The 19,809-nt window shown below is 65.3% G+C and carries 21 protein-coding genes and 1 pseudogene; 5 read left to right on the top strand and 17 right to left on the bottom strand.

The window, feature by feature from the left end:
• Positions 1-659: 659 nt before the first annotated feature.
• A complete protein-coding gene (locus PVW46_RS18730; protein ID WP_043137790.1) occupies positions 660-962 on the bottom strand; it encodes a DUF4389 domain-containing protein in 303 nt (100 codons plus the stop codon).
• 137 nt (positions 963-1,099) lie between these two features.
• On the opposite strand from PVW46_RS18730, the gene PVW46_RS18725 reads away from it, so the two are divergent.
• Complete coding sequence (locus PVW46_RS18725; protein ID WP_069209426.1) at positions 1,100-2,158, top strand: dipeptidase; 1,059 nt, start codon at positions 1,100-1,102, stop codon at positions 2,156-2,158.
• A gap of 1 nt (position 2,159) precedes the next feature.
• Here the strand turns inward: PVW46_RS18725 and PVW46_RS18720 are convergent, their stop codons facing one another.
• On the bottom strand, positions 2,160-2,429 hold the full coding sequence (locus tag PVW46_RS18720) for a DksA/TraR family C4-type zinc finger protein (RefSeq protein WP_043137795.1): 270 nt from the start codon (positions 2,427-2,429) through the stop codon (positions 2,160-2,162).
• Between the two features lie 141 nt (positions 2,430-2,570).
• Here PVW46_RS18720 and PVW46_RS18715 point away from each other — a divergent pair, with 141 nt between their 5' ends.
• Positions 2,571-3,089, top strand: a complete 519-nt coding sequence (locus PVW46_RS18715; RefSeq protein ID WP_069209427.1) for a glutathione peroxidase — start codon at positions 2,571-2,573, stop codon at positions 3,087-3,089.
• A 60-nt stretch (positions 3,090-3,149) separates the two neighbouring features.
• Here PVW46_RS18715 and PVW46_RS18710 read toward each other — a convergent pair whose 3' ends face one another.
• From PVW46_RS18710 to betA, 3 genes are all read right to left on the bottom strand, one after another.
• On the bottom strand, positions 3,150-3,386 hold the full coding sequence (locus PVW46_RS18710) for an HP1242/YdcH family protein (protein ID WP_043137800.1): 237 nt from the start codon (positions 3,384-3,386) through the stop codon (positions 3,150-3,152).
• Between the two features lie 110 nt (positions 3,387-3,496).
• Positions 3,497-4,168, bottom strand: a complete 672-nt coding sequence (locus PVW46_RS18705) for a thermonuclease family protein (protein ID WP_043137802.1) — start codon at positions 4,166-4,168, stop codon at positions 3,497-3,499.
• An 84-nt stretch (positions 4,169-4,252) separates the two neighbouring features.
• The gene (gene betA, locus PVW46_RS18700; protein WP_069209428.1) at positions 4,253-5,905 is read right to left on the bottom strand and encodes a choline dehydrogenase; all 1,653 of its coding nucleotides are present in this window, start codon (positions 5,903-5,905) and stop codon (positions 4,253-4,255) included.
• A gap of 164 nt (positions 5,906-6,069) precedes the next feature.
• On the opposite strand from betA, the gene PVW46_RS18695 reads away from it, so the two are divergent.
• Positions 6,070-7,017, top strand: a complete 948-nt coding sequence (locus tag PVW46_RS18695; protein WP_069209429.1) for a class I SAM-dependent DNA methyltransferase — start codon at positions 6,070-6,072, stop codon at positions 7,015-7,017.
• Between the two features lie 26 nt (positions 7,018-7,043).
• Here the strand turns inward: PVW46_RS18695 and betC are convergent, their stop codons facing one another.
• From betC to PVW46_RS18665, 6 genes are all read right to left on the bottom strand, one after another.
• A complete protein-coding gene (gene betC / locus PVW46_RS18690; protein ID WP_069209430.1) occupies positions 7,044-8,552 on the bottom strand; it encodes a choline-sulfatase in 1,509 nt (502 codons plus the stop codon).
• Entirely contained in the window at positions 8,549-9,115 is a 567-nt protein-coding gene (betI, locus tag PVW46_RS18685) for a choline-binding transcriptional repressor BetI (RefSeq protein WP_043137809.1), read from the bottom strand. The genes betC and betI overlap by 4 nt, the downstream gene beginning before the upstream one ends.
• A gap of 136 nt (positions 9,116-9,251) precedes the next feature.
• On the bottom strand, positions 9,252-10,298 hold the full coding sequence (locus tag PVW46_RS18680; protein ID WP_069209431.1) for a DUF1036 domain-containing protein: 1,047 nt from the start codon (positions 10,296-10,298) through the stop codon (positions 9,252-9,254).
• Between the two features lie 73 nt (positions 10,299-10,371).
• A complete protein-coding gene (locus PVW46_RS18675; protein ID WP_274577121.1) occupies positions 10,372-10,551 on the bottom strand; it encodes a hypothetical protein in 180 nt (59 codons plus the stop codon).
• A gap of 131 nt (positions 10,552-10,682) precedes the next feature.
• Positions 10,683-11,582, bottom strand: a complete 900-nt coding sequence (locus PVW46_RS18670) for a DMT family transporter (protein WP_069209433.1) — start codon at positions 11,580-11,582, stop codon at positions 10,683-10,685.
• A gap of 40 nt (positions 11,583-11,622) precedes the next feature.
• On the bottom strand, positions 11,623-12,216 hold the full coding sequence (locus PVW46_RS18665) for a LysE/ArgO family amino acid transporter (RefSeq protein WP_069209434.1): 594 nt from the start codon (positions 12,214-12,216) through the stop codon (positions 11,623-11,625).
• A 124-nt stretch (positions 12,217-12,340) separates the two neighbouring features.
• Here PVW46_RS18665 and PVW46_RS18660 point away from each other — a divergent pair, with 124 nt between their 5' ends.
• Positions 12,341-13,051, top strand: coding sequence for a DUF5765 domain-containing protein (locus PVW46_RS18660; RefSeq protein ID WP_043137820.1), 711 nt, complete (start codon positions 12,341-12,343; stop codon positions 13,049-13,051).
• Between the two features lie 6 nt (positions 13,052-13,057).
• Here the strand turns inward: PVW46_RS18660 and PVW46_RS18655 are convergent, their stop codons facing one another.
• The 3 genes from PVW46_RS18655 to PVW46_RS18645 all read right to left on the bottom strand — a co-directional run bounded on the left by PVW46_RS18655 (position 13,058) and on the right by PVW46_RS18645 (position 15,298).
• The gene (locus PVW46_RS18655) at positions 13,058-13,777 is read right to left on the bottom strand and encodes a hypothetical protein (RefSeq protein ID WP_139132294.1); all 720 of its coding nucleotides are present in this window, start codon (positions 13,775-13,777) and stop codon (positions 13,058-13,060) included.
• A gap of 83 nt (positions 13,778-13,860) precedes the next feature.
• Positions 13,861-14,427 (bottom strand): REP-associated tyrosine transposase, encoded by a 567-nt coding sequence (locus PVW46_RS18650; protein WP_069209436.1) that lies wholly within the window; start codon positions 14,425-14,427, stop codon positions 13,861-13,863.
• Positions 14,428-14,548: 121 nt separating this feature from the next.
• Entirely contained in the window at positions 14,549-15,298 is a 750-nt protein-coding gene (locus PVW46_RS18645; RefSeq protein ID WP_069209437.1) for a YebC/PmpR family DNA-binding transcriptional regulator, read from the bottom strand.
• Between the two features lie 135 nt (positions 15,299-15,433).
• On the opposite strand from PVW46_RS18645, the gene PVW46_RS18640 reads away from it, so the two are divergent.
• Positions 15,434-16,168 carry a glutamine amidotransferase gene (locus tag PVW46_RS18640; RefSeq protein WP_069209438.1) on the top strand — a complete coding sequence of 245 codons (735 nt, stop codon included), beginning with the start codon at positions 15,434-15,436 and terminating at the stop codon, positions 16,166-16,168.
• 7 nt (positions 16,169-16,175) lie between these two features.
• Here the strand turns inward: PVW46_RS18640 and PVW46_RS18635 are convergent, their stop codons facing one another.
• The 3 genes and pseudogenes from PVW46_RS18635 to PVW46_RS18625 form a co-directional block, all read right to left on the bottom strand.
• Entirely contained in the window at positions 16,176-17,954 is a 1,779-nt protein-coding gene (locus PVW46_RS18635; protein ID WP_043137829.1) for an SLC13 family permease, read from the bottom strand.
• Positions 17,955-17,979: 25 nt separating this feature from the next.
• The gene (locus PVW46_RS18630) at positions 17,980-18,900 is read right to left on the bottom strand and encodes a DMT family transporter (RefSeq protein ID WP_069209439.1); all 921 of its coding nucleotides are present in this window, start codon (positions 18,898-18,900) and stop codon (positions 17,980-17,982) included.
• Positions 18,897-19,711, bottom strand: a pseudogene (locus PVW46_RS18625) (TIGR00282 family metallophosphoesterase). The gene PVW46_RS18630 and the pseudogene PVW46_RS18625 overlap by 4 nt, the downstream one beginning before the upstream one ends.
• Positions 19,712-19,809: the final 98 nt, after the last annotated feature.

Below are 19,809 nucleotides of genomic sequence, written 5' to 3'. Positions count from 1 at the left end.
CTTTGAGAGAGAACGAGTCCTGACCCTAAACGTGTTGCAGCCCAAACACTGAATGAACATTCTTTCTTAAAGGATCTTCGAAACTGCCTTTTGCACTACGGCTACCAGGAACCTAAAATCAGCGTCTCAATAAAGGACGGAACTGAAACTCCTTCCTTCTACTACGACAGTTATGCATTGTTTCGATCAGGGTATGACTGGAAGCGTGATTCCAGAGACTTCCTGCGTGGACAACCCGACGGGCGCATCGATCTCATCAAAACAAATGAAAAGGCAATCCAAAACATTGAAAAGCAGCTGGAACTACACCACCGAGTCATAAACAGAAAGCTACATGCAGAAAAACAAATCCATGACGCCTATCTGAATTGCTACAACGACGTCAAACGAGGTCAGAGTGCTCAGATGCGGCACGCTCTTAAACTGAACAGGCATTGGCAGAAAAGGCTATCGCCGAAAGAATGACGAAACCAGCAAGCGTACGGTGGGTTTTCACCCCACCGCAAGGGGGGCCTGAAACGCGCCGCGTCCCGAAACCGTCAAGAATGCGCTGATCCACCGACCGCACAGGCTCCGGAACGGGCGCTTTCCTAACAACCCCTGAAAACGCCTCCAGAACCCATTGACTTCACAAACCCGTTAACCTGTCCACAAGCCCCTCAATCCAGCTCGGTCCAGGGCCAGGGCTTCACCTCCGACGCCCCGGTCTGGTAGCGCGCCGCCTTGGCCATCCAGATGCCCAGATCCGTGCCGAATTCCGCCAGCCTTTCGTTCGGCTCGTGCTTGTTGACCAGCAGGATGATCGCCTGCACCACGGTCGCAACGGTCAGCACCGTCTGCGCCAGGCTCAGCATCAGCCAGATCAGCACCATGTAGAGCAGCCGCATCCCCATCGGCTCTGCCTCGACCTCCGGCTGCTCTCCGTGCAGCCGTCCCTCGATCCTGTCGTCGTCGTTCGCCATGACACCCCCGTTCCACCGATACGATGGGCAAAGCCTAACCACGCCTTGGCTTGCCGCCAAGAGACAAGGATCGCCCTTGCCAAGCCCGCCCCCAATCGGGTCAGATCGCGGCCATGTCCCAGCCCGAAAGTCCGCCCATGCCCATCCCCTTCTTTGACGGCCACAATGATTTCCTGTTGCGGCTGATGAAGTCCCCCGCCCCGCGCGGGGAGACATGGCTGGGCACCTCCGCCGGGCATATGGACCTGCGACGCATGAAACAGGCCGGGTTCGCGGGCGGGCTTTTCGCGATCTTCGTGCCGCCGGTGCCGGACGGGTCACCGCCGCCCGACTTCAAGACGCTCATGGCCGAACCGCCCTATGCCCTGCCGCTGCCACCCGAGATGGACCACGCGACCGCCCAGCCCACCGCGCTGGAGATGGCGGGCCTGCTGCACTGGATGGCACGTGCCGCGCCTGATGACTTTGCCCTATGCCGCAGCGCGCATGAGATCGACGCAGCAATGGAAAGTGACCGCATCGCCGGCGTCATGCACATGGAGGGCGCCGAGGCCATCGGCCCGGATCTCGACGCGCTTTACCTGTTTCACGATATGGGGCTACGCTCGCTGGGGCCTGTCTGGAGCCGCCCGACGATCTTTGGCCACGGCGTGCCGATGGCCTTTCCCGGTACACCGGACACAGGCCCCGGCCTGACCGACCGAGGCCGCGAACTCATCCGGCTGTGCAACGAGCTGAACATCCTGATCGACCTGTCCCACATGAACGAGGCCGGCTTCGACGACGTCGCCCGCCTGTCCAAAGCGCCGCTGGTGGCCACACATTCCAACGCCCATGCGCTCTGCGCCTCGCCGCGCAACCTCACGGACAGGCAATTGCACGCGATCCGCGACACGGGCGGCATGGTTGGGTTCAACTATGCGACCTTCTACATCAATGCCGATGGCCGCGCCGATGCCGGCACGCCCTGGGAAATGATGCTGCGCCACATCGACCACCTGATCGAAACCCTGGGCGAGGATCACGTCGGGCTGGGGTCGGATTTCGACGGCTGCGTCCTGCCCGACCTCATCGGCGACGTCACCGGCGTACAGGGTCTGCTGGGCGCCATGTCGGCGGATGGCTACGACGACGCGCTGATCGCCAAACTGGCCCGCGACAACTGGCAAGCCTGCCTTGCCCGCACCATAGGCTGAGTCACTTCAGCTGGCTGTCCTTGGACCCGCGCCGGTTGATGCCCCCGCGCTGTGCCGAACGGCCATCGCGTTCGCTCGCGCAGTCGATACACAGCTTGACCCCCGGGATCGCCAGGCGGCGCTTTTCCGGGATCTCCTCGCCGCAGTCGGCGCATTCCTTCAGGCTGTCACCCTGCGGACCGCGGCGCAGCTTCATCCGTTCCAGTTCCTCGGCAATGCTGGCCTCGATCTGTTCGCTGACCGCGCCGTCCCGGCTCCATCCGCCTGCCATGTCACACCTCTTTGCCGCCCAGGGCCCCATCGCAACAGTCCAGCACAAAAGCCCCGACCGGCGCAAGATGGGCTGCGGCGCCGATCCCGGTCTTGACCGCCCTGCCGCTGCGCTACCTCCAGTGCAAAAGGAGTGCCCGTAATGATCCGACTCGCCGCCCTGTTCCTGTCCGCCATCATCGCCCTGCCCGCCTGGGCTGCGCAGGGCTTTACCTTTGCCAGTATCGACGGCGGCACCCTGTCGATGGACGATTGGCAGAACCGCCCAATTCTGGTGGTGAACACCGCCTCGCGATGCGGGTTTACGCCCCAATATGACGGCTTGCAGGCGCTGTACGACCGCTACCGCGATCAGGGCCTGGTGGTTCTCGCCGTGCCCTCCGACGATTTCCGGCAGGAACTGTCCTCGGCGGAGAAGGTCAAGGAATTCTGCGAAGTGAACTTTGGCCTCGACATGCCGATGACCGACATCACCCATGTGCGTGGGGCACAGGCCCATCCCTTCTACCGCTGGGTCGCGGATCAGACCGGGTTCAGCCCGGCCTGGAATTTCAACAAGATCCTGATCGGCGCCGATGGCACCGTCCGGGCCACCTTTGGATCGACGACCAGACCACTGTCGGCCAAGATGACCCGCGCCATCGAGGAGGCGCTGAACTGAAAACGCCCCGGCCATAGGACCGGGGCGCGTGTTGTCTGGCGACAGGGCCAAGCCCGGGGATCAGGCGCTCAGCAGCGCGTAGATCTCGTCCTTGAGGGCGGCGCGCTGCTTGCGCAACTGCTCTTCCGCCAGTTGCTCCATCGGCTCGACGTTGGTTTCGGCGCGGTGCACCTGGCGGTTGACCTCATGGTACTCGTCCGCAAGCTTGGCGAAATGCGCGCTCGACTGTTTCAGAGCGTGCATCTTGTCGGTGAATTCCGGAAATTCCTCCGACAGTTCATGCGGCGTGTGGGACATTGGCGTCTCCTTCATTTGTGTCCGCCCTCCAATTTGCACAGGCGGCGGGCACAGACTTTGACGCGGATCAAACCTGATCGCCGCATACGCTTTTTAGCGAAAAGAACCGGTCAGCGCAGCGCCCGGCGCCAGCCGGCCGCCCGGGCTTCCTGCTCGGAACAGAACCAGCGTTCGCCCTTGTCCATGCTGATCCGGGTGGCCTCGTACCAGGCCTGCCCCGGAACATGGTAGATCCGTGCGCCTGAGTTGGTCGAGATGTTGCCCTTGATCCTGCAACCTTCAGGCGCAGAGGCCAGGCGCTGCGCGGCGTGGCCCCGACGGGTATCGGAGCGGAAGGCAGAGGGCGATTTCACACCCGTTGCATGCAGCCCCGCCTTGCGCCGGGCAGCGATGCGTTCCTGCGGGACATAAGCCTCGGAGTAGCGTTCATAGGCAAAGGCAAGGCCGCTTTCGACCAAGGTTTCGCCAAGGTCCTTGCCATCGACCCGACAGCGCGCCACGACGCGGTCATAACGGTCGCGATCCAGCTCGACGCAGGAGGCGGTGCGGCCCTCGTAGCGGGCGCGGACCTCGCCGCTGACCCAAGAGCCGCACCCCCACATCGGCGCCCCGCCCCCGCCGCATCGCTGGCCGTTTTCGGGGGCATCGATGCCGTGCAGGCGGATATTGGTCTGTCCGATGGCGACCGTGTCACCGTCGATCACCCGCAAAGGGCCATTGAGATCGGCAGAGGCAGCGGTGGCGGAGGCAGCAAGAACAAGTGCGAAACAAAATCTTAACATGCCGTTAAGATCGGCACGCTCCTGATCCCTTTCAAGACAAAAGTTAACGAAAGGTTAACCGGCCATGAAGGCGGTTAACATGTCTTAACGCTGCACGCTCTCCCAGTCCGGGTGAACCCAGGGTTGCGCATTGTCCGGCGGCAGGCGGCGGCCCAGCACATGATCGGCGATCTTTTCGCCCACCATGATCGAGGGCGCGTTGAGATTGCCGTTGGTGATGCGCGGAAAGATCGAACTGTCCGCCACCCGCAACCCGTCCACGCCGATCACCCGCCCCTCGGGGTCGACCACGGACCGCGGATCATCAGCCCGGCCCATCCGGCAGGTGCCACAGGGGTGATAGGCGCTTTCGGCATGTTCACGGATCACCGCGTCAAGATCCTCGTCCGTCTCTGCCCCGGCGCCCGGCTGCAACTCCTTGCCGCGATAGGGCGCAAAGGCCTCTTGTCCGAAAATCTCGCGCGTCAGGCGGATGCAGCGGCGGAAATCCTGCCAGTCCTCTTCCGTGCTCATGTAGTTGAAGAAGATGCGCGGCGCCTCCTCGGGGTCGTTCGACCGCAACGTGACCTCCCCCCGAGAGGGTGAGCGCATCGGCCCCACATGCGCCTGAAACCCGTGCCCTTCGGGCGCCACCTGGCCGTCATAACGCACGGCGATGGGCAGGAAATGGTACTGGATGTCGGGATATTGCACCCCGGCCTTGGAGCGGATGAAACCGCAGCTTTCGAACTGGTTGGACGCCCCCGGCCCGCTGCGGGCAAACAGCCACTGCGCCCCGACCCAGGCCTTGCCCGCGAGGTTCCAGTATTTCGCCAGGCTCACCGGCTGCGTCGCCGCCATCTGGACATAAAGCTCGAGGTGGTCCTGCAGGTTCTGCCCCACGCCGGGGCGATCCGCCTGCACCTCGATGCCCTGTTCCGACAGCTGCGCCGCCGGTCCGATCCCCGACAACATCAGCAGCTTGGGCGAGTTGATGGCGCTGGCCGCAAGGATCACCTCGGCCCGGGCCTGGATCACCTCGACCTTGCCGCCACGCGACACCTCGACCCCCGTGGCGCGCCCCTCGTCAAAGACCACGCGCCGGGCCAATGCCCGCACCAGCTTTGCCCCCTGTTTCAGCGCGGGCCGCAGGTAGGCCTTGGCCGCCGACCAGCGTTCGCCCTGCCAGACCGTCATGTCGAAGGCGCCAAAGCCTTCCTGTTGCTCGCCATTGTAGTCGCCGGTGACCGGATAGCCCGCCTGCCGCCCGGCCTCGACGAAGGCCTGCACCAGTGGGTTGTCGCGGCGTCCGCGCGTGACGTGCAACGGCCCGCCCTGCCCGCGCCAGGCCGGATCGCCGCCGTGGCCGCCGTCGTGCCAGTCCTCCATCCGCTTGAAATAGGGCAGCACGTCGGCATAGCCCCAGCCGTCGCAGCCCTCCTCGCGCCAGTGGTCATAGTCCAGCGCGTGCCCGCGCACATAGATCATGCCGTTGATCGAGGACGACCCGCCAATGACCTTGCCACGCGGACAGACCAGCCGCCGCCCGCCAAGGTGCGGTTCCGGCTCTGTCTGGTAGCCCCAGTCGTAGCGCGCCATGTTCATCGGGTAGCTGAGCGCCCCCGGCATGTTGATGAAGGGCCCCCAATCGCTGCCGCCATGCTCGATGACGATCACCGATTTGCCCGCTTCTGTCAGGCGCCCCGCCACGGCACATCCGCCCGAACCGGCACCGACGATCACATAATCCGCTTCCATTTCCCTCACCGCTGGTGATTTTGCCGGGGACAGGGGCACGGCGCCCACTTGACAGGCGCACCGGCTGTCCCCTTATTCCAGAACGCCCGCCACTGGCCGGCACATGTCTTTCGCCGCATGACCGCCCGCGCGGTCCATGAGCGACCTCTCGAAAGTCTGACCCGATGCATGGGACACGTTTTCCCTCCGGCGATCCGCAGGCCGACAGGCGTGCCGAATTTGCCGAAACCCTGGCCCACCTGGGCGACGCCGCCGGCGCCATCGAGACCCTGACCGGGGCCCTGGAACTGGCCCCCGGATGGGCGGCGGGCTGGTTCCGCCTTGGCGAATACCTCGAGGCCACGGGCGACACCGAGGCCGCCGTCACCGCCTACAACCGCGCCTGCGCCGCCGATCCGGCCGATCCGCTGGGCGCCGGGCTGCGCCGCGACCTCCTGCGCGACGTGCCGCTGGCCGATCGTCTGCCGCCCGCCTTCGTGGAACTGCTCTTTGATCAATACGCGCCCCGGTTCGACCGCGCGCTGGTGGACAGGCTGGGCTATCGCGGCCCGGAACAACTGGGTCAGGCCTTGGACCGGGCGGGGATCATCCGCGTGGACCGCGCGCTGGACCTCGGCTGCGGCACGGGACTGACCGGCGCCGTTCTGCGCCCGCGCAGTGGCTGGCTGGCGGGCATCGACATCTCTGCCGGGATGCTCTCCGAAGCCCGCGAAAAGGCGCTTTACGACCGGCTGCATCAGGCGGACATCACCGCGCTGGAGATCGGCGAAAGCTATGACCTGATCGCCGCGGGCGATGTGTTCAACTATATCGGCGCGCTGGAACGCACCATCGGCTGGTGCGCCGGATCGCTGACCCCGGGCGGCACGCTGGTCTTCAACGTGGAACAGGGCGACGGTCCCGTGACGCTGCACGAAGGGCGCCGTTTCCGGCATTCCCGCGCCTATGTCGCGGGCCTTCTGGACGAGGCCGGCTTTGCCCGCGTCTCCTGCACGGAGTGCACCCTGCGCCACGACCGTGGCGCGCCCGTGGCCGCGCTGACCGTTCTGGCCAGCCTGCCCGGATCGACCGTCACCTACCAGGGCGACGGGGAAAGCGAGGTTCCGGCCTGACCGTCCTGCCGGGTGGACAGGCCGCATCACTCCCCCCGTGGAAAACGCTTGTTTTCCTCCAGCACGTTGAGATCCATGTGGTTGCGCATGTAGCGCTCGCTGGCCTTTTGCAGCGGCTGGAAATCCCAGGGGTAATAGCCGCCCTGCCGCAGCGCCTCGTAGACCACCCAGCGCCGTGCCTGGCTTTGCCGGACCTCGGCGTCGAACCGCCCCAGGTCCCAGCGCCGCGCCGACGCCGTGCGGAATTCCTCCATGATCTCGGCCTGTTCCGGCGCCTCGGCCAGGTTCACCAGCTCATGCGGATCGGCCTCGAGGTCGAAGAGCTGTTCCGGGTCCAACGTGCAATCGGTGTATTTCCACTTGCCCCGCCGCAGGCAGACCAACGGCGCATATGAGGCCTCGGCTGCATATTCCATCGCCACCGGCGAGACACGTTCGCCGCCCCGCATCACCGGCACCAGGCTCTCGCCTTCGGTCCAGGGCATGACCTCGGACATGTCCACACCCGCCAGGTCACAGAGCGTCGGACAGATATCGATGTTCGACACCGGGGCCACGACCTGCGCGCCCTCCATGCCGGGCACCGAGATCATCATCGGCACCCGGGCCGACCCTTCGTAGAAGGACATCTTGAACCACAGGCCCCGCTCGCCCAGCATGTCGCCGTGATCCGAGACAAAGACCACGATGGCCTCCTGCCGGGTGTCCTCCAGAACCTGCAACAGCTGCCCGATCTTCTCGTCCAGGTACGAGATATTGGCGAAATAGGCCTGGCGCGACTGGCGGATGTTCTCCTCGGTGATGTCGTAGCTGCGCCAGTCGTTGGCGTCGAAGATCCGTTTCGAATGCGGGTCGTGATCCTCGTAGTCCATCGCCGGGACCTGCGGCAGCAGATGGTCGCACTCCTCGTAAAGATCCCAGAACCGCTTGCGTGCCACGTAGGGGTCATGCGGATGGGTAAAGCTGACGGTCAGACACCAGGGCCGGTCATCGTTGCCCCGCGCCAGGTCATAGAGCTTGGCCGAGGCGTTATAGGCAACCTCGTCGTCGTATTCCATCTGGTTCGAGGTCTCGGCCACGCCCGCGCCCGTCACCGAGCCCATGTTGTGATACCACCAGTCGATGCGCTCTCCGGGCTTGCGATAGTCCGGCGTCCAGCCGAAATCGGCCGGGTAGATGTCGGTGGTCAGACGTTCCTCGAAACCATGCAGCTGGTCCGGCCCGACGAAATGCATCTTGCCGCTGAGGCAGGTCTGGTAGCCCGCCCGGCGCAGGTGGTGCGCATAGGTGGGAATGTCGCTCGCGAACTCGGCGGCGTTGTCATAGACCCGCGTCATGCTGGGCAGCTGCCCGGACATGAAACTGGCTCGCCCCGGCGCGCAAAGCGGCGAGGCGGTATAAGCGTTGGAAAACCGCACCGAACGCGCCGCCAGCGCGCGCAGGTTGGGCACATGCAACCAGTCCGCCGGCCCGTCGGGAAACAGCGTGCCGTTCAGCTGGTCGACCATCAGGATCAGGATATTCGGCTTGGTCATTGGGTCCTCATCAGGGCATGGGCGGTTTCGGTCACGTTCTGCGCGGCCCCCGAGACGCCCTGCCCGGACAGGGCGGCGCGCAGGTAGACGCCGTCGATCAGCGCGGCGATGCGGTCCGCCACCACCTCGGGGGCCTCGGTGCGCCCGCGCAGCGCGTGCACCAGGTTCGAGTGAAGGCGCCGCTGGTAGACCTGTAACAGGCGCGCCGCCTCGGGTTCGCGCAGGGCCAAGACGTAAAAATTCAGCCAGGCGGACACGGTTTCGGGCTGAAAGAAGCTCTCCGCGAAATTGGCCGCGATCAGCGCCTCCAGCCGCCGGTCCTGCGGGGCCTTGGCCAGGGCCGCGCGTACCTCGGTTCCGTATTCGGTCAGGATGTGGCGCATGGCGGCAAGGAATATCTGCACCTTGCCGCCGAAGTAGTGATGCGCCAGCGCGCTGGACATGCCCGCGCGGCGCGCGATCCGCGAGACGGTCACGTCGAGGCTGCCGGCCTCGCCGACCTCGGCCACCGTCGCCGCCAAAAGCGCAGCGCGCCGTATGGGTTCCTGTCCAATCTTGGGCATGGCGGCAGGATGGTTTTTATTGACTGGCGAGTCAATCAAGAATGCCCCGCACCCTGCCCCGTCGTCGGCCAAGGGAACGGGCCGAAACCCACAAGGGATTTCGGCCCGTTCCAGGTTGCGCCCTAGGCTGCCCGCGTCAATCCACGCGACTATAGGTCAGGATATTGCCCCGCCCCGGGTTGATCAGTTCCAGCCGGTCCGCCGTGACCTCGCCCAGGTGCACGCACCAGCTGTCCTGCGTCTCCAGCTCTGTCCGGGTCCAGCCGATGCCCTCGAAGGGGGCATCGGGACAGGTGCCGCCCAGGGTCATCCACTGGTGCCCCGAAAACGCGCCATTGTAATAGTCGTAGACATCCGCGCCCCGGATCGTCATGCGCGAGGCCGGATCGTCCAGCGATTGCCACTCACCCTGCATCAGGTGGCGTTCCTCGGAGAAAAAATCGCCGTCAAAGACCTCTGTCACCCGGCCCAAGGCGATCTCGACCGTGATGTCGCCGTAGGCGATCATGTCGCCTTCGAGTTCGACCGCCAGCGGCATGGGCCAGTATTGCAGGTCATCCAGCAGGGCATCGGTCGTGCCCCCACCGTAATAAGCATGATAGCGCCAGCCCTCGACCTCGAAACTGCAATAATCCAGCCCGTCGATCAGCTCGCAGCCGGTGAATATGCCATTCTGCGTAAAGGGTTCGCCCAGGCTGCCGCGGGCAAAGGGGTGCAGGCTTTCCAGCGGGGCTTCTTCGTCCGACAGATCCGCAGCCCCCTTCGGCGCCACCGGCGCCGGTCCGTCCGCCACAAGGGTCAGCGTGAAGTCCGCGGCGTTCCCGGTGTCCACCTTGCGAAACCGCGTCTTGTCATATCCACGCGCGGCGCAGTCCTTGTCGCCCGCGATAGTGAAGGGATCGGGCGTGCTGCAAAACGAGAACGGCCCGTCGAAATCGCCGCCCGGCGTCGTTGCCCGGTAGTAGAAATAGCGCCGCCCAAGGTCACGGCCCATGACGGGCTTGCACTCTCCCGGGGCCAGTTGCCACCAGCCTTCGGATGTCCAGACCCCGCCCGGGGCCTCGTACCCGATGGCCACGCTGTGCCGCAGGTCCGTCGTGTTGCAGACCTCAAGGCCCGCCTGCGCCGCCAACGGCAACGCCCCCAGCACCAGCCCCGTGGCGCCCGAAATCCATCTGTTCATGCCCGTCCTCCCGTTTTTACGGGTCACATCAGGCACATGCGCTCGACACCCTGTCGAGCCTTTTTGTCCGGGATCAGAGTTTCAGGGTGCCCAGCAGCTGGTTCTGCGGCAAGCTTGCCACTTCGACGCCGCTATCGGTGCGCCACAGGTTGTAGCCGTATCCCCGCATCCGGAACCGCCATTCAGCCTCGGACAGGACCTTTTCCCGCTCACTCATCAGGAAGTCCTGAATTTCATCCATATTCTCGGTCATCTTTCCCTCTGCAAACATTCCTTTCACTCCTCAAATGCTGCCTCTGATTGCTTGAAGCATCGTTAAGGAATGCGGCGCGATTGCGCCCGGATGGCGGAGATTTGACGATCCGTGGACAATTCCCCGGGAAATCAGTTCTTTGTTTCCGACACCAGCGGCGTGACCCGGCGTTTCAGAACCGCCTCGCGCCAGGTGATAAAGACCACGGCGGCCAGAATCAGCGACCCGCCCGCGATCACCCAGGGGTCGACCGGCTCGGCGAACAGGACTGCGCCCAGCACGACCGCCCAGACCAGTTGCAGGAAGGTCACCGGCTGCGTCACCGTCACCGGCGCGGCGGCAAAGGCCAGCGTCATCGTATAGTGCCCCGAGGTGGCAAACAGCGCCACGCCCAGAAGGATCAGCAGTTCCCACCAGGTCGGCCAGACCCAGACCGCGATCGCCAAGGGCGCCAGACCGATGGTCACCCCCACCGACAACAGCACCACCACCACCGCCGCACTGACCTCGCCCGACAGGATCTTGGCCAGCAGGTACGACCCGGCAAAGAACAGGGCCGCCGCCAGCATGGCGAAATGCCCCGGGTCCAGCTCGCGAAAGCCCGGCCGCAGGATCATCACCGCGCCCAACAGCGCCGCCACGATGGCCATGACCCGCCGCAACGCCAGGCGCTCACCCAGGAAAAATACCGCCAGGACCGTCACGTAGACCGGGTTGAGATAGTTCATCGCCGTCACCTCGGCGATGGGAATGCGCGTCATGGCATAGAACCACAGCACCACCCCACCAGTGTGAAACAGCGCCCGCAACGAAAACAGCCGCCACAGGCGCGGCGTCAGGCGCACCTGCATGAACTGCCCGGCCATCGGCAGCAGAAAGACCAACCCCAGGACATAGCGCAGAAAGGCGGATTCCTGCGCCGGAATGCGCTGCCCCAGCGATTTGACCAATGCCGTGACCGCGACAAAGCACAGCCCGGTCACCACCATCCAGAAAACGCCCCGCGCCGGGGTCTGCACCTTGTCAACCATGCCCTTGGCTTAGACCATTGGACGGCGGGCACAAGGGGGGTCACATCCAGAGCAGCTTGGCCGCGATGGCCCACATGGTCAGGCCCACGACAAGATCCAGCACCCGCCAGGCCCGCGGCCGCGCAAAGATCGGCGCCAGCGCCCGCGCCCCGTATCCCAGCGAAAAGAAGAACACGAAAGAGGCCGTCATCGCCCCAAGCGCAAAGGCCAGCCGTGCGTCATACTGGGCCGAGACCGCACCCAGCAGCACAACCGTATCCAGGTAGACATGCGGGTTGAGCCAGGTCAGCGCCAGGCAGGTCAGCACCGCCGCCCGCAGGCTTTGCGCCCCCTCGCCGGCGGCCAGCGCCTCGCCCCCTTTCCAGGCGGCATAAAGCGTCTTGGCCCCGTACCACCCAAGGAAGGCGGCGCCAAAGATCCGCATCGCCCATTCCAGCCCCGGCACCGCCTCGGCCAGTGCGCCGAACCCGGTGACCCCGGCAGCGATCAGCGCCGCGTCGGAGATTGCGCAGACCAGGACCACCGGCAGCACATGCATCCGCCGCAGCCCCTGCCGCAGGACAAAGGCATTCTGCGCCCCGATCGCCAGGATCAGGCTGAACCCCAGTGCAAACCCCGCAATCGCCGCTTCCATACCCTTGCCCCTCGTAACCCAACCCGCCTGATGGCTGGAATTGCCGCCCAGATCAATCCCGAACGAAGGCAGCATTGACCCCCCGCGCGAAATCCCGAAAATCCCAATTCAAAGGGGAAAGCGCATGTGCTGGAGCGAAACCGCAACCTACTCGATGGCCGCGCTTGGGGCGGCTGCCACCTTCGTCACCTGGCGCAAGGGCGAACCTGCGGGGATCTGGGGCACCCTGGGCTTTTTCACTGCGATGGAGGGGTTGCAGGCCTGGGGCTATGGCGTGATCGACCAATGCGGCACGCCCGGCAACACGACGGTCACGGTGCTGTCCTACCTGCACATCGTTCTGCAACCCATTGTCGTCAACCTCTTCTGCATGGCCCTGGTCGGCCCCGCCATCGACCCGCGCACAAGGCGCTGGGTGCTGGGGCTGGCCTCGCTCGCCTCGCTGACCTTGCTGGCACGCCTGCTCCCCGCGCCCTGGCTTGGGGTCTGTCCACCCGGGGTGCCGCTCTGCGGGCCCGAGTTCTGCACCATCTCCGGCGACTGGCACCTGGGCTGGAGCATGCAGCTCAACAATTTCCTCAGCCTGTCGCACTGGCTGGGCGGCATCGGGCAGTTCCCGGATTACCTGCTGGCCTGCCTGTTGCTACCCTGTCTCTACGGCGCCTGGCGCTTTGCCCTTCTCAACGGGCTGGTGGGGCCGCTGATTGCCTCAGGCCTGACCAGCAACCCCAACGAGATGCCGGCGATCTGGTGCCTCTTTTCCGTGATGCTGGTGCTGATCGGGATCAGCCCGCTGGTCCGCCGACAGGTCTTTCCCCCCGCCACACCGGCCTGACCACGCTCAGCGCGGGCGCCGCCCCGGCGGGTGAAAGAGGTATTCCGCCAGCAGGCCCAGCTTGAACGGCAGCCGCCCCTTGCGTTCGACCAGCTGTTTCAGCGTCATCCGCCGCCGCCGCACGATGGCCCGGGCGATGCGGAATTCCGCCCGCCGCTTGCGTTCCAGCACCGAGACCGGCAAGAGCCGCTTGAGCCCCTTCCACAGCCAGCCCAGCTGCAGAAAGGCCAGCGCCTTGAACAGGCCCTTTTGCAGGCTGGTCCAGGTCATCCGCACCGTCGCGCCAAAGGCCGCCACCAGCCAGAGCGGCAGTTGCACCGAGAACAGGATCAGCCACAGCCCCATCGACGTGACCGACAGCGCCAGGGTGGCAAAGAGGATCACCAGCCAGGCCACCGCCCTCTCGACACGGCTAAGCCCGTTGAACCAGTCCATCAGCCGCGCGTATCGCAGCTGCACGATCTGCAGGTAACCTTTGACCAGCAACTGGATCCGCCGCAGGATCGCCTTGCCCAGCATCAACGGCACGACAGAGGTGGTGATCCATTTCTTGATCAGCTCGACGCGAAAGAACATCGCGCCCTGGGTCTTGAGCCAGCTCAGGATCACCGGCAGGTCGAGCCCGGCAAGCTTCTTCAGCAGCACCTTGGCCTGGGTCAGGATCAGCCCCAGCGCAATCAGAACTTCGTGTCCGAAATACCAGGTCGCGGCGCCGGACAGCGCCACGAAACCCCCCAGCAATATGAGCGCCCGCAAAAGCATACCCCGGCTTAGGCGGTTTCAAGGCCGGGCCGCAAGGCGGCTGTGCCCTACCCGGCGCGCAGGGATCCGTAGGATGGGTGATCCTCACCCATCCTTTCCCCGAAGAGGCCATCCGGCAAACAGTCGATCTTGCGCTGGACCCGCCCCAGGGGCAAATCCCGGTGCAACGAGGAATAGGGCCAGTCCTCGGCCTGCGCGACCAGCCCGTGCCGCACCGGGTTGCCCCAGCAAAAATGCAGATGGGTCCGGAAATCCGCCTCGCCCCGGATCGCATGTTCCCAGAACCGCCGCTGCCAGGGACCGCGTTCGCCCTTGCGCCGCTTGGAATGGCTCCGCCGCCCGGCCAGCCCGCAAGCCAGCGAGAACCGCGTCTTGATCAGGCGCCAGCGGGTCGAGAAATCCGCGTCCCCCGGTGGCAAGGTCCAGATGGCATGTAGGTGGTCCGGCAGGACAACCACCGCCTCGGTGAGAAACGGGCGGTCCCGGCAGGTCCGGGCCCAGGCCGCGCGCAGATCGTCGATGTGATCCACCAGCGCCCCGGACCGGCGATCCGAGAGGTTGACAGTGAAGAAATAGGTCGCGCCGGGCAGGCGCAAGCGGCGATAGCTGGTCATGACACCAGCCTCGGACAGAGCGGTTAAGGATGGGTGAAAACCACCCATCCTACGAACATCCGTCCCCATCGGGAAAAAGCCCCCGCCGAAGCGGGGGCCATCCTGCCGCAGGGCATGACGGTCAGGCGTTTTCCAGCTGCGCCATGACCTCGTCGGAGGCTTCGAAATTGGTGGTCACGCGCTGGACGTCGTCATCATCCTCCAGCGCCTCGACCAGCCGCATCAGCGACTGCATGCCGTCCAGGTCCAACTCGGTCGTGGTCGTGGGCTTCCAGACCAGCTTGGTCGACTCGGACTCGCCCAGGTCGGCTTCCAGCGCGGTCGACACCTCGTTCAGGTCGGTGTCCGCGCAATAGATCACATGCCCGTCCTCGGAGGATTCAACGTCCTCGGCGCCGGCCTCGATCGCCGCCATCATGACGTCATCCGCGTCGCCCGCATCCGCCGGGTAGACGATCTCGCCCTTGCGCTCGAACATGAAGCCGACAGAGCCGGTTTCCCCGAGGTTGCCGCCGTTCTTGGTGAAGGTCGACCGCACGGTCGAGGCGGTCCGGTTGCGGTTGTCGGTCATCGCCTCGACGATCACCGCCACGCCGTTCGGGCCATAGCCCTCATAGCGGATTTCCTCGTAATCCTCGGCATCGCCACCGGTCGCCTTCTTTATGGCGCGTTCGATGTTGTCCTTGGGCATCGACTGGCCCTTGGCCTCTTTCACGGCCAGGCGCAGGCGCGGGTTCTTGTCGGGATCGGGATCGCCCATCTTGGCGGCGATGGTGATCTCCTTCGAGAGTTTCGAGAAGATCTTGGCCCGGATCTTGTCCTGACGGCCCTTGCGGTGCTGGATGTTTGCCCATTTGGAATGGCCGGCCATGTCGCGTTGCCTCTTTTCGGGTGCTTGGAATATCCGCGCCTCTATAAGTCACGCCCGCCCCCCTTGCCAAGTCCGCGTGCCAAGTCCGGGTCATGTGGCGTTGCGCGCCGCGCGTCCCTGCGGTAGCGCAAGGTCATGAGCCGATTCCTCCTCCTCCAGCTGCGCCCCGAACCCGAGGCCAGCGACTCCGAGTACCGCGCCATCCTGGACACCTCCGGCCTGAGCGCCGATCGCGTCCACCGGATGCGCCTGGAACAGGAGGATCTGCCGCGCGACATGGACCCGGGCGACTATGCCGGGGTGATCGTCGGCGGCGGCCCCGGCTGCGTCAGCGACAGACCCGCGGACAAGGACCCGGTGGAACGCCGCATCGAAGAGTCGATCCTGCGCCTGATGCCCCGCATCACCGCCGAGGATATTCCCTTCATGGGCTGCTGCTATGGCATCGGCATCCTGGCCCACCACCTGGGCGCCGAGGTGGCCAAGGGCCGGTTCAACGAACCGGTGGGCGCCGTGACCTGCTATACCACGCCCGAGGGCGCCAAGGACCCCCTGACCGCCGGCCTGCCCGAGCAGTTCGACGCTTTCGTCGGTCACAAGGAAGCGGTGCAGAACCTGCCCAAGGGCGCGGTGCACCTGGTCTCGTCCGGCCCCTGCCCCTACCAGATGATCCGCTACGGCCAGAACGTCTACGCCACCCAGTTCCACCCCGAGGCCGACGCCGCCGAGTTCGAAACCCGCATCCGCATCTATCGCCACAAGGGCTATTTCGCGCCCGAAGAGGCAGACGCCCTGATCGAGATGTGCCGCGCGGCAAAGGTCACCGAACCGCCCCGCCTGCTCGAGGGTTTCGTGGAACGCTACGGCTGACGGACCGCTAAAGCGGCCAGAAATACGGGATCAGCAGCGCCGACAGCACACCCACGCTCAGGTTCAGCGGCAGGCCGACCTTGAAGAAATCCGAGAACTTGTAGCCCCCCGGACCATAGACCAGCGTGTTGGTCTGGTAGCCGATAGGCGTGGCGAAACTGCACGAGGCCGCCACCATGACCGCCACCACCAGCGGACGCGGGTCCACCCCGATGGCGCTGGCCAGGCCGATGGCGATGGGGGTCACCACCACGGCCACAGCGTTGTTGGACACGGTTTCGGTCAGGATACTGGTCAGCAGGTAGACCGCCCAGATCACCAGCGGCGCCGGCAGCTTGGCCATCAGGGGGGCCACCACGCCCACGATCAGCCCGACCGCACCGCTGGCCTCCAGCGCGGCACCGATCGCCAGCATGGCAAAAATCAGCGCCAATAGCTGCCCCTCGACAAAGGAAAACGCCTCGTCCGCGTCGATGCAGCGGGTCAGCAGCACCACCGCAACGGCGACCACCGCCAGCGCCAGGATCGGCGCCACGCCCAGCGCCGACAGCGCCACGATGCCGCCCAGCGCCCCCAGCGCCACCGGCGCGTGGCCCCGGCGAAAGGCCCGCGCCGAAGGATGCGCCACGTCGACAAGATCCATCTCGTCCGCCAGACGCTTGACGTCCTCTGCGTTGCCCTCCAGCAGCAGCGTGTCGCCCACGCGCACCACCAGGTCGTCCAGCTGGCGCCCGATGTTCTGGTTCCGCCGGTGCACCGCCAACGGATAGACCCCAAACCGGCGCCGCAGGCGCAGCGCGCCCAGCGACCGGCCCACCATCTTGCAGCCGGGCGTGATCAGCACCTCGACGGTGGTCGTTTCCTTGCTCGACACCTGGTCGACGCGCTTCAGCTCCTTGTTGCGTTGCAGCGACAACAGCTCGGTCATCTGCGTGCGCAGCACCACACGGTCACCCAGTTGCAGCTTTACCCCCTGCAGGTTGCGGCGCAGCGATTCATCGCCCCGGATCACGTCGATCAGCCGCACGCCGTCGCGCTTGAACAGCTGCACGCCCAGCACCTCGCGGTCGATCAGGTTCGAATCCGGCGGGATCACCGCCTCGGTAAAGAACTTCATCCGCGAGCGATCCGACAGCATCCCCGCCATCGAGGTCCGCTCGGGCAGCAGGAACCGCCCCACAAAATAGAGATAGATCATCCCCCAGGCCACCAGGATGATCGCCAGCGGCGTCACCTCGAAAATGGTGAAGGGTTGCAGCCCCTGGGTGCGGGCCACCCCGTCGACCAGCAGGTTGGTCGAGGTCCCGATCAGCGTCAGGGTGCCGCCCAGGATCGCCGCGTAACTCAGCGGGATCAGCAGTTTCGACGGCGCGATGCCCATCGTCTTGGCGATCTGCACGAAGATCGGCAGCATCACCACCACCACCGGCGTGTTGTTCATGAAGGCCGAGGCGACGATCACCACAAGGAGGATGCCGCCGATGGCCCGCTTGGGTCGCAATGCCACCTGTTCCTGCGCGAAGCCCGTGAAGGCATCCAGCGCCCCGGTCCGCACCAGCGCCCCCATCACCAGGAACATCGCCGCGATGGTCCAGGGCGCCGGGTTCGACAGTACGTCGAGCGCCGCGTCATAGGGCAGGACGCCCAGCACCAGCAGCACCGCGACACCGCCAATGGCCGTAACCTCTGTCGGATAGGTTTCACGGACGAAAAGCACGAACATACCGATCACCACGGCAAGCGTCATCACCGCCTGGCTTGTCTGGCTCAGCTCGATCCCGATCATGTATTGCTCAGCCTATCGCCCGCACTCAACCGGCCGCATTCTGACCGCTTGGCGGGACAGGCACAAGCGGTTTACGCTGCGGCTGCACAAGGGCCATGCCCGCCATCATCAGCGCCAGCGCCACCCAGACCCAGCCCGAGTAGGCCTCGGCCAAAAACAGCATCGCCCAGCAGACACCGAACAGCGTGACAAGATAGCTCACCTGCGCGGCAAAGACCGCGCCCGCCCGGCCCACGAGCCAGACATAGGCGGAATAGGCAAAAGCATGCAGCGCGGCGCTGGCGATCACCGCCTTGTCCGGCCCCGTCAGCGGCAACACCGGCGTGATGAACTGTCCGCTGGCCAACGCCAGGGGAAGGCTCAGCACGACCCCCAGGATCGAAGCGCCGGTCAGCACCTGAACCGCATCCAGCCCCTGGGTGCCCCATTTCGACACCATGTTGCCTTCCAGCGCGTAACAGGCCGAGGAAATCAGCGCGACCGCGATCCAGACCGCCTGCGTCCCTGCCGGCAGGCTTGCCTCAGGCAGAACCAGCACCGCCACGCCGCCCAGCCCCAGCAGCAAGCCCAGGATGCGCCGCGGCTCCGGCCGGTCGATGCCCAGCGCCAGGGCAATCGGAAGGGCGAACATGGGCACCGAGCTCAGCAGGATCGACAGCACGCCGGAAGGCAGATGCACCGCCGCCTGGTAAGAGGCGATGCCCGGCACCACCGTACCGACCACCGCGATGAACAGATACAGCCGCAGCGCCGGGGCGTGCATGGGCAGGCGCTTGCCACGCAACACCGTCAGCGCGCCCAGCAGCAGCCCCACCAGCACCGTCTGCCAGAAGATCAGACCGAAATGACGATAGCCCTCCGACACCGCCACCTTCATCAGTGGCTGCGTCGCCCCCCAGGCCGCGCCCGTCACCACCAGCGTGGCAAAGGGCAAGAGGCGGCTCATGCGGGGCCGGCGGGCGCCAGCCGCCCACCCTGGCGGACCATCTGCACGGAAACCGCCTTGCCGGTCATGTCATCGGTCTCGACATAGACGCCCGACAGGGTGGCCTCGCCCAACGCCGGGTTGAACCGCCCCTTGGCCATGCCATTGACGAACCGGCGCAGCGGTTCCGCCGGGTCCATCCCGATGACGCTGTTGTAATCTCCGCACATGCCCGCGTCCGACTGGAACGCGGTGCCGCCTGGCAGGATCTGCGTGTCCGAGGTCGGCACATGGGTATGCGTCCCAACGACAAGGCTGGCGCGCCCGTCGCAGAAATGACCCATGCCCATCTTTTCCGAGGTGGCCTCGCAATGCATGTCGACGACGATGGCCTGCGCCTGTCCGCCCAGCGGATGCCGTTTCAGCGTCTCGTCCACCGCCGTGAAGGGGCTGTCATAGTTGCGGCTCATGAAGACCTGCCCCAGGGCCTGCACCACCAGCACCTTGCGCCCGCGCGCATCCTTGTACAGCGCCGCCCCCGTCCGGGTGCCTGCCGGGCAAAGTTCAGCGGTCGGATGATGCGTGTCTCGCCCTCGATATGGGTCAGCATCTCTTTATGGTCGAAGGCGTGGTCGCCCAGGGTGATGACATCGGCCCCGGCCTCGAAGATCGCCTTGGCATGCTCTGCCGACAACCCGTGGCCGTTGGTCGCGTTCTCGCCGTTCACGATGACGAAATCCAGCCGCCAGTCCTTGCGCAGGGAGGGCAGACGCTCCGTGATCGCCTGCCGCCCGGCGCGGCCCATCACGTCACCTAGAAAGAGTATCTTCATGGGCGACATGGGTAATTCGGGCGTCCGGGAAAGTTAAGCCCGAATCGTTCCACGCGAAAGGAGATGAAAAGGGGGCTCTGCCCCCGTCTCCCTTCGGT

The sequence above is a fragment of the Mameliella sp. AT18 genome (genome assembly GCF_028807275.1).
In the GTDB taxonomy this organism is placed as follows: domain Bacteria; phylum Pseudomonadota; class Alphaproteobacteria; order Rhodobacterales; family Rhodobacteraceae; genus Antarctobacter; species Antarctobacter albus.
The sequence above is the reverse complement of the archived record's forward strand: the minus strand, read 5'-3'. Positions and strand labels throughout refer to the sequence as shown.

Coding starts and splice junctions, on each gene's coding strand:
- PVW46_RS18730 (WP_043137790.1), bottom strand. CDS start 962: ATGGCGAACGACGACGACAGGATCGAGGGACGGCTGCACGGAGAGCAG.
- PVW46_RS18725 (WP_069209426.1), top strand. CDS start 1,100: ATGCCCATCCCCTTCTTTGACGGCCACAATGATTTCCTGTTGCGGCTG.
- PVW46_RS18720 (WP_043137795.1), bottom strand. CDS start 2,429: ATGGCAGGCGGATGGAGCCGGGACGGCGCGGTCAGCGAACAGATCGAG.
- PVW46_RS18715 (WP_069209427.1), top strand. CDS start 2,571: ATGATCCGACTCGCCGCCCTGTTCCTGTCCGCCATCATCGCCCTGCCC.
- PVW46_RS18710 (WP_043137800.1), bottom strand. CDS start 3,386: ATGTCCCACACGCCGCATGAACTGTCGGAGGAATTTCCGGAATTCACC.
- PVW46_RS18705 (WP_043137802.1), bottom strand. CDS start 4,168: ATGTTAAGATTTTGTTTCGCACTTGTTCTTGCTGCCTCCGCCACCGCT.
- betA (WP_069209428.1), bottom strand. CDS start 5,905: ATGGAAGCGGATTATGTGATCGTCGGTGCCGGTTCGGGCGGATGTGCC.
- PVW46_RS18695 (WP_069209429.1), top strand. CDS start 6,070: ATGCATGGGACACGTTTTCCCTCCGGCGATCCGCAGGCCGACAGGCGT.
- betC (WP_069209430.1), bottom strand. CDS start 8,552: ATGACCAAGCCGAATATCCTGATCCTGATGGTCGACCAGCTGAACGGC.
- betI (WP_043137809.1), bottom strand. CDS start 9,115: ATGCCCAAGATTGGACAGGAACCCATACGGCGCGCTGCGCTTTTGGCG.
- PVW46_RS18680 (WP_069209431.1), bottom strand. CDS start 10,298: ATGAACAGATGGATTTCGGGCGCCACGGGGCTGGTGCTGGGGGCGTTG.
- PVW46_RS18675 (WP_274577121.1), bottom strand. CDS start 10,551: ATGACCGAGAATATGGATGAAATTCAGGACTTCCTGATGAGTGAGCGG.
- PVW46_RS18670 (WP_069209433.1), bottom strand. CDS start 11,582: ATGGTTGACAAGGTGCAGACCCCGGCGCGGGGCGTTTTCTGGATGGTG.
- PVW46_RS18665 (WP_069209434.1), bottom strand. CDS start 12,216: ATGGAAGCGGCGATTGCGGGGTTTGCACTGGGGTTCAGCCTGATCCTG.
- PVW46_RS18660 (WP_043137820.1), top strand. CDS start 12,341: ATGTGCTGGAGCGAAACCGCAACCTACTCGATGGCCGCGCTTGGGGCG.
- PVW46_RS18650 (WP_069209436.1), bottom strand. CDS start 14,427: ATGACCAGCTATCGCCGCTTGCGCCTGCCCGGCGCGACCTATTTCTTC.
- PVW46_RS18645 (WP_069209437.1), bottom strand. CDS start 15,298: ATGGCCGGCCATTCCAAATGGGCAAACATCCAGCACCGCAAGGGCCGT.
- PVW46_RS18640 (WP_069209438.1), top strand. CDS start 15,434: ATGAGCCGATTCCTCCTCCTCCAGCTGCGCCCCGAACCCGAGGCCAGC.
- PVW46_RS18635 (WP_043137829.1), bottom strand. CDS start 17,954: ATGATCGGGATCGAGCTGAGCCAGACAAGCCAGGCGGTGATGACGCTT.
- PVW46_RS18630 (WP_069209439.1), bottom strand. CDS start 18,900: ATGAGCCGCCTCTTGCCCTTTGCCACGCTGGTGGTGACGGGCGCGGCC.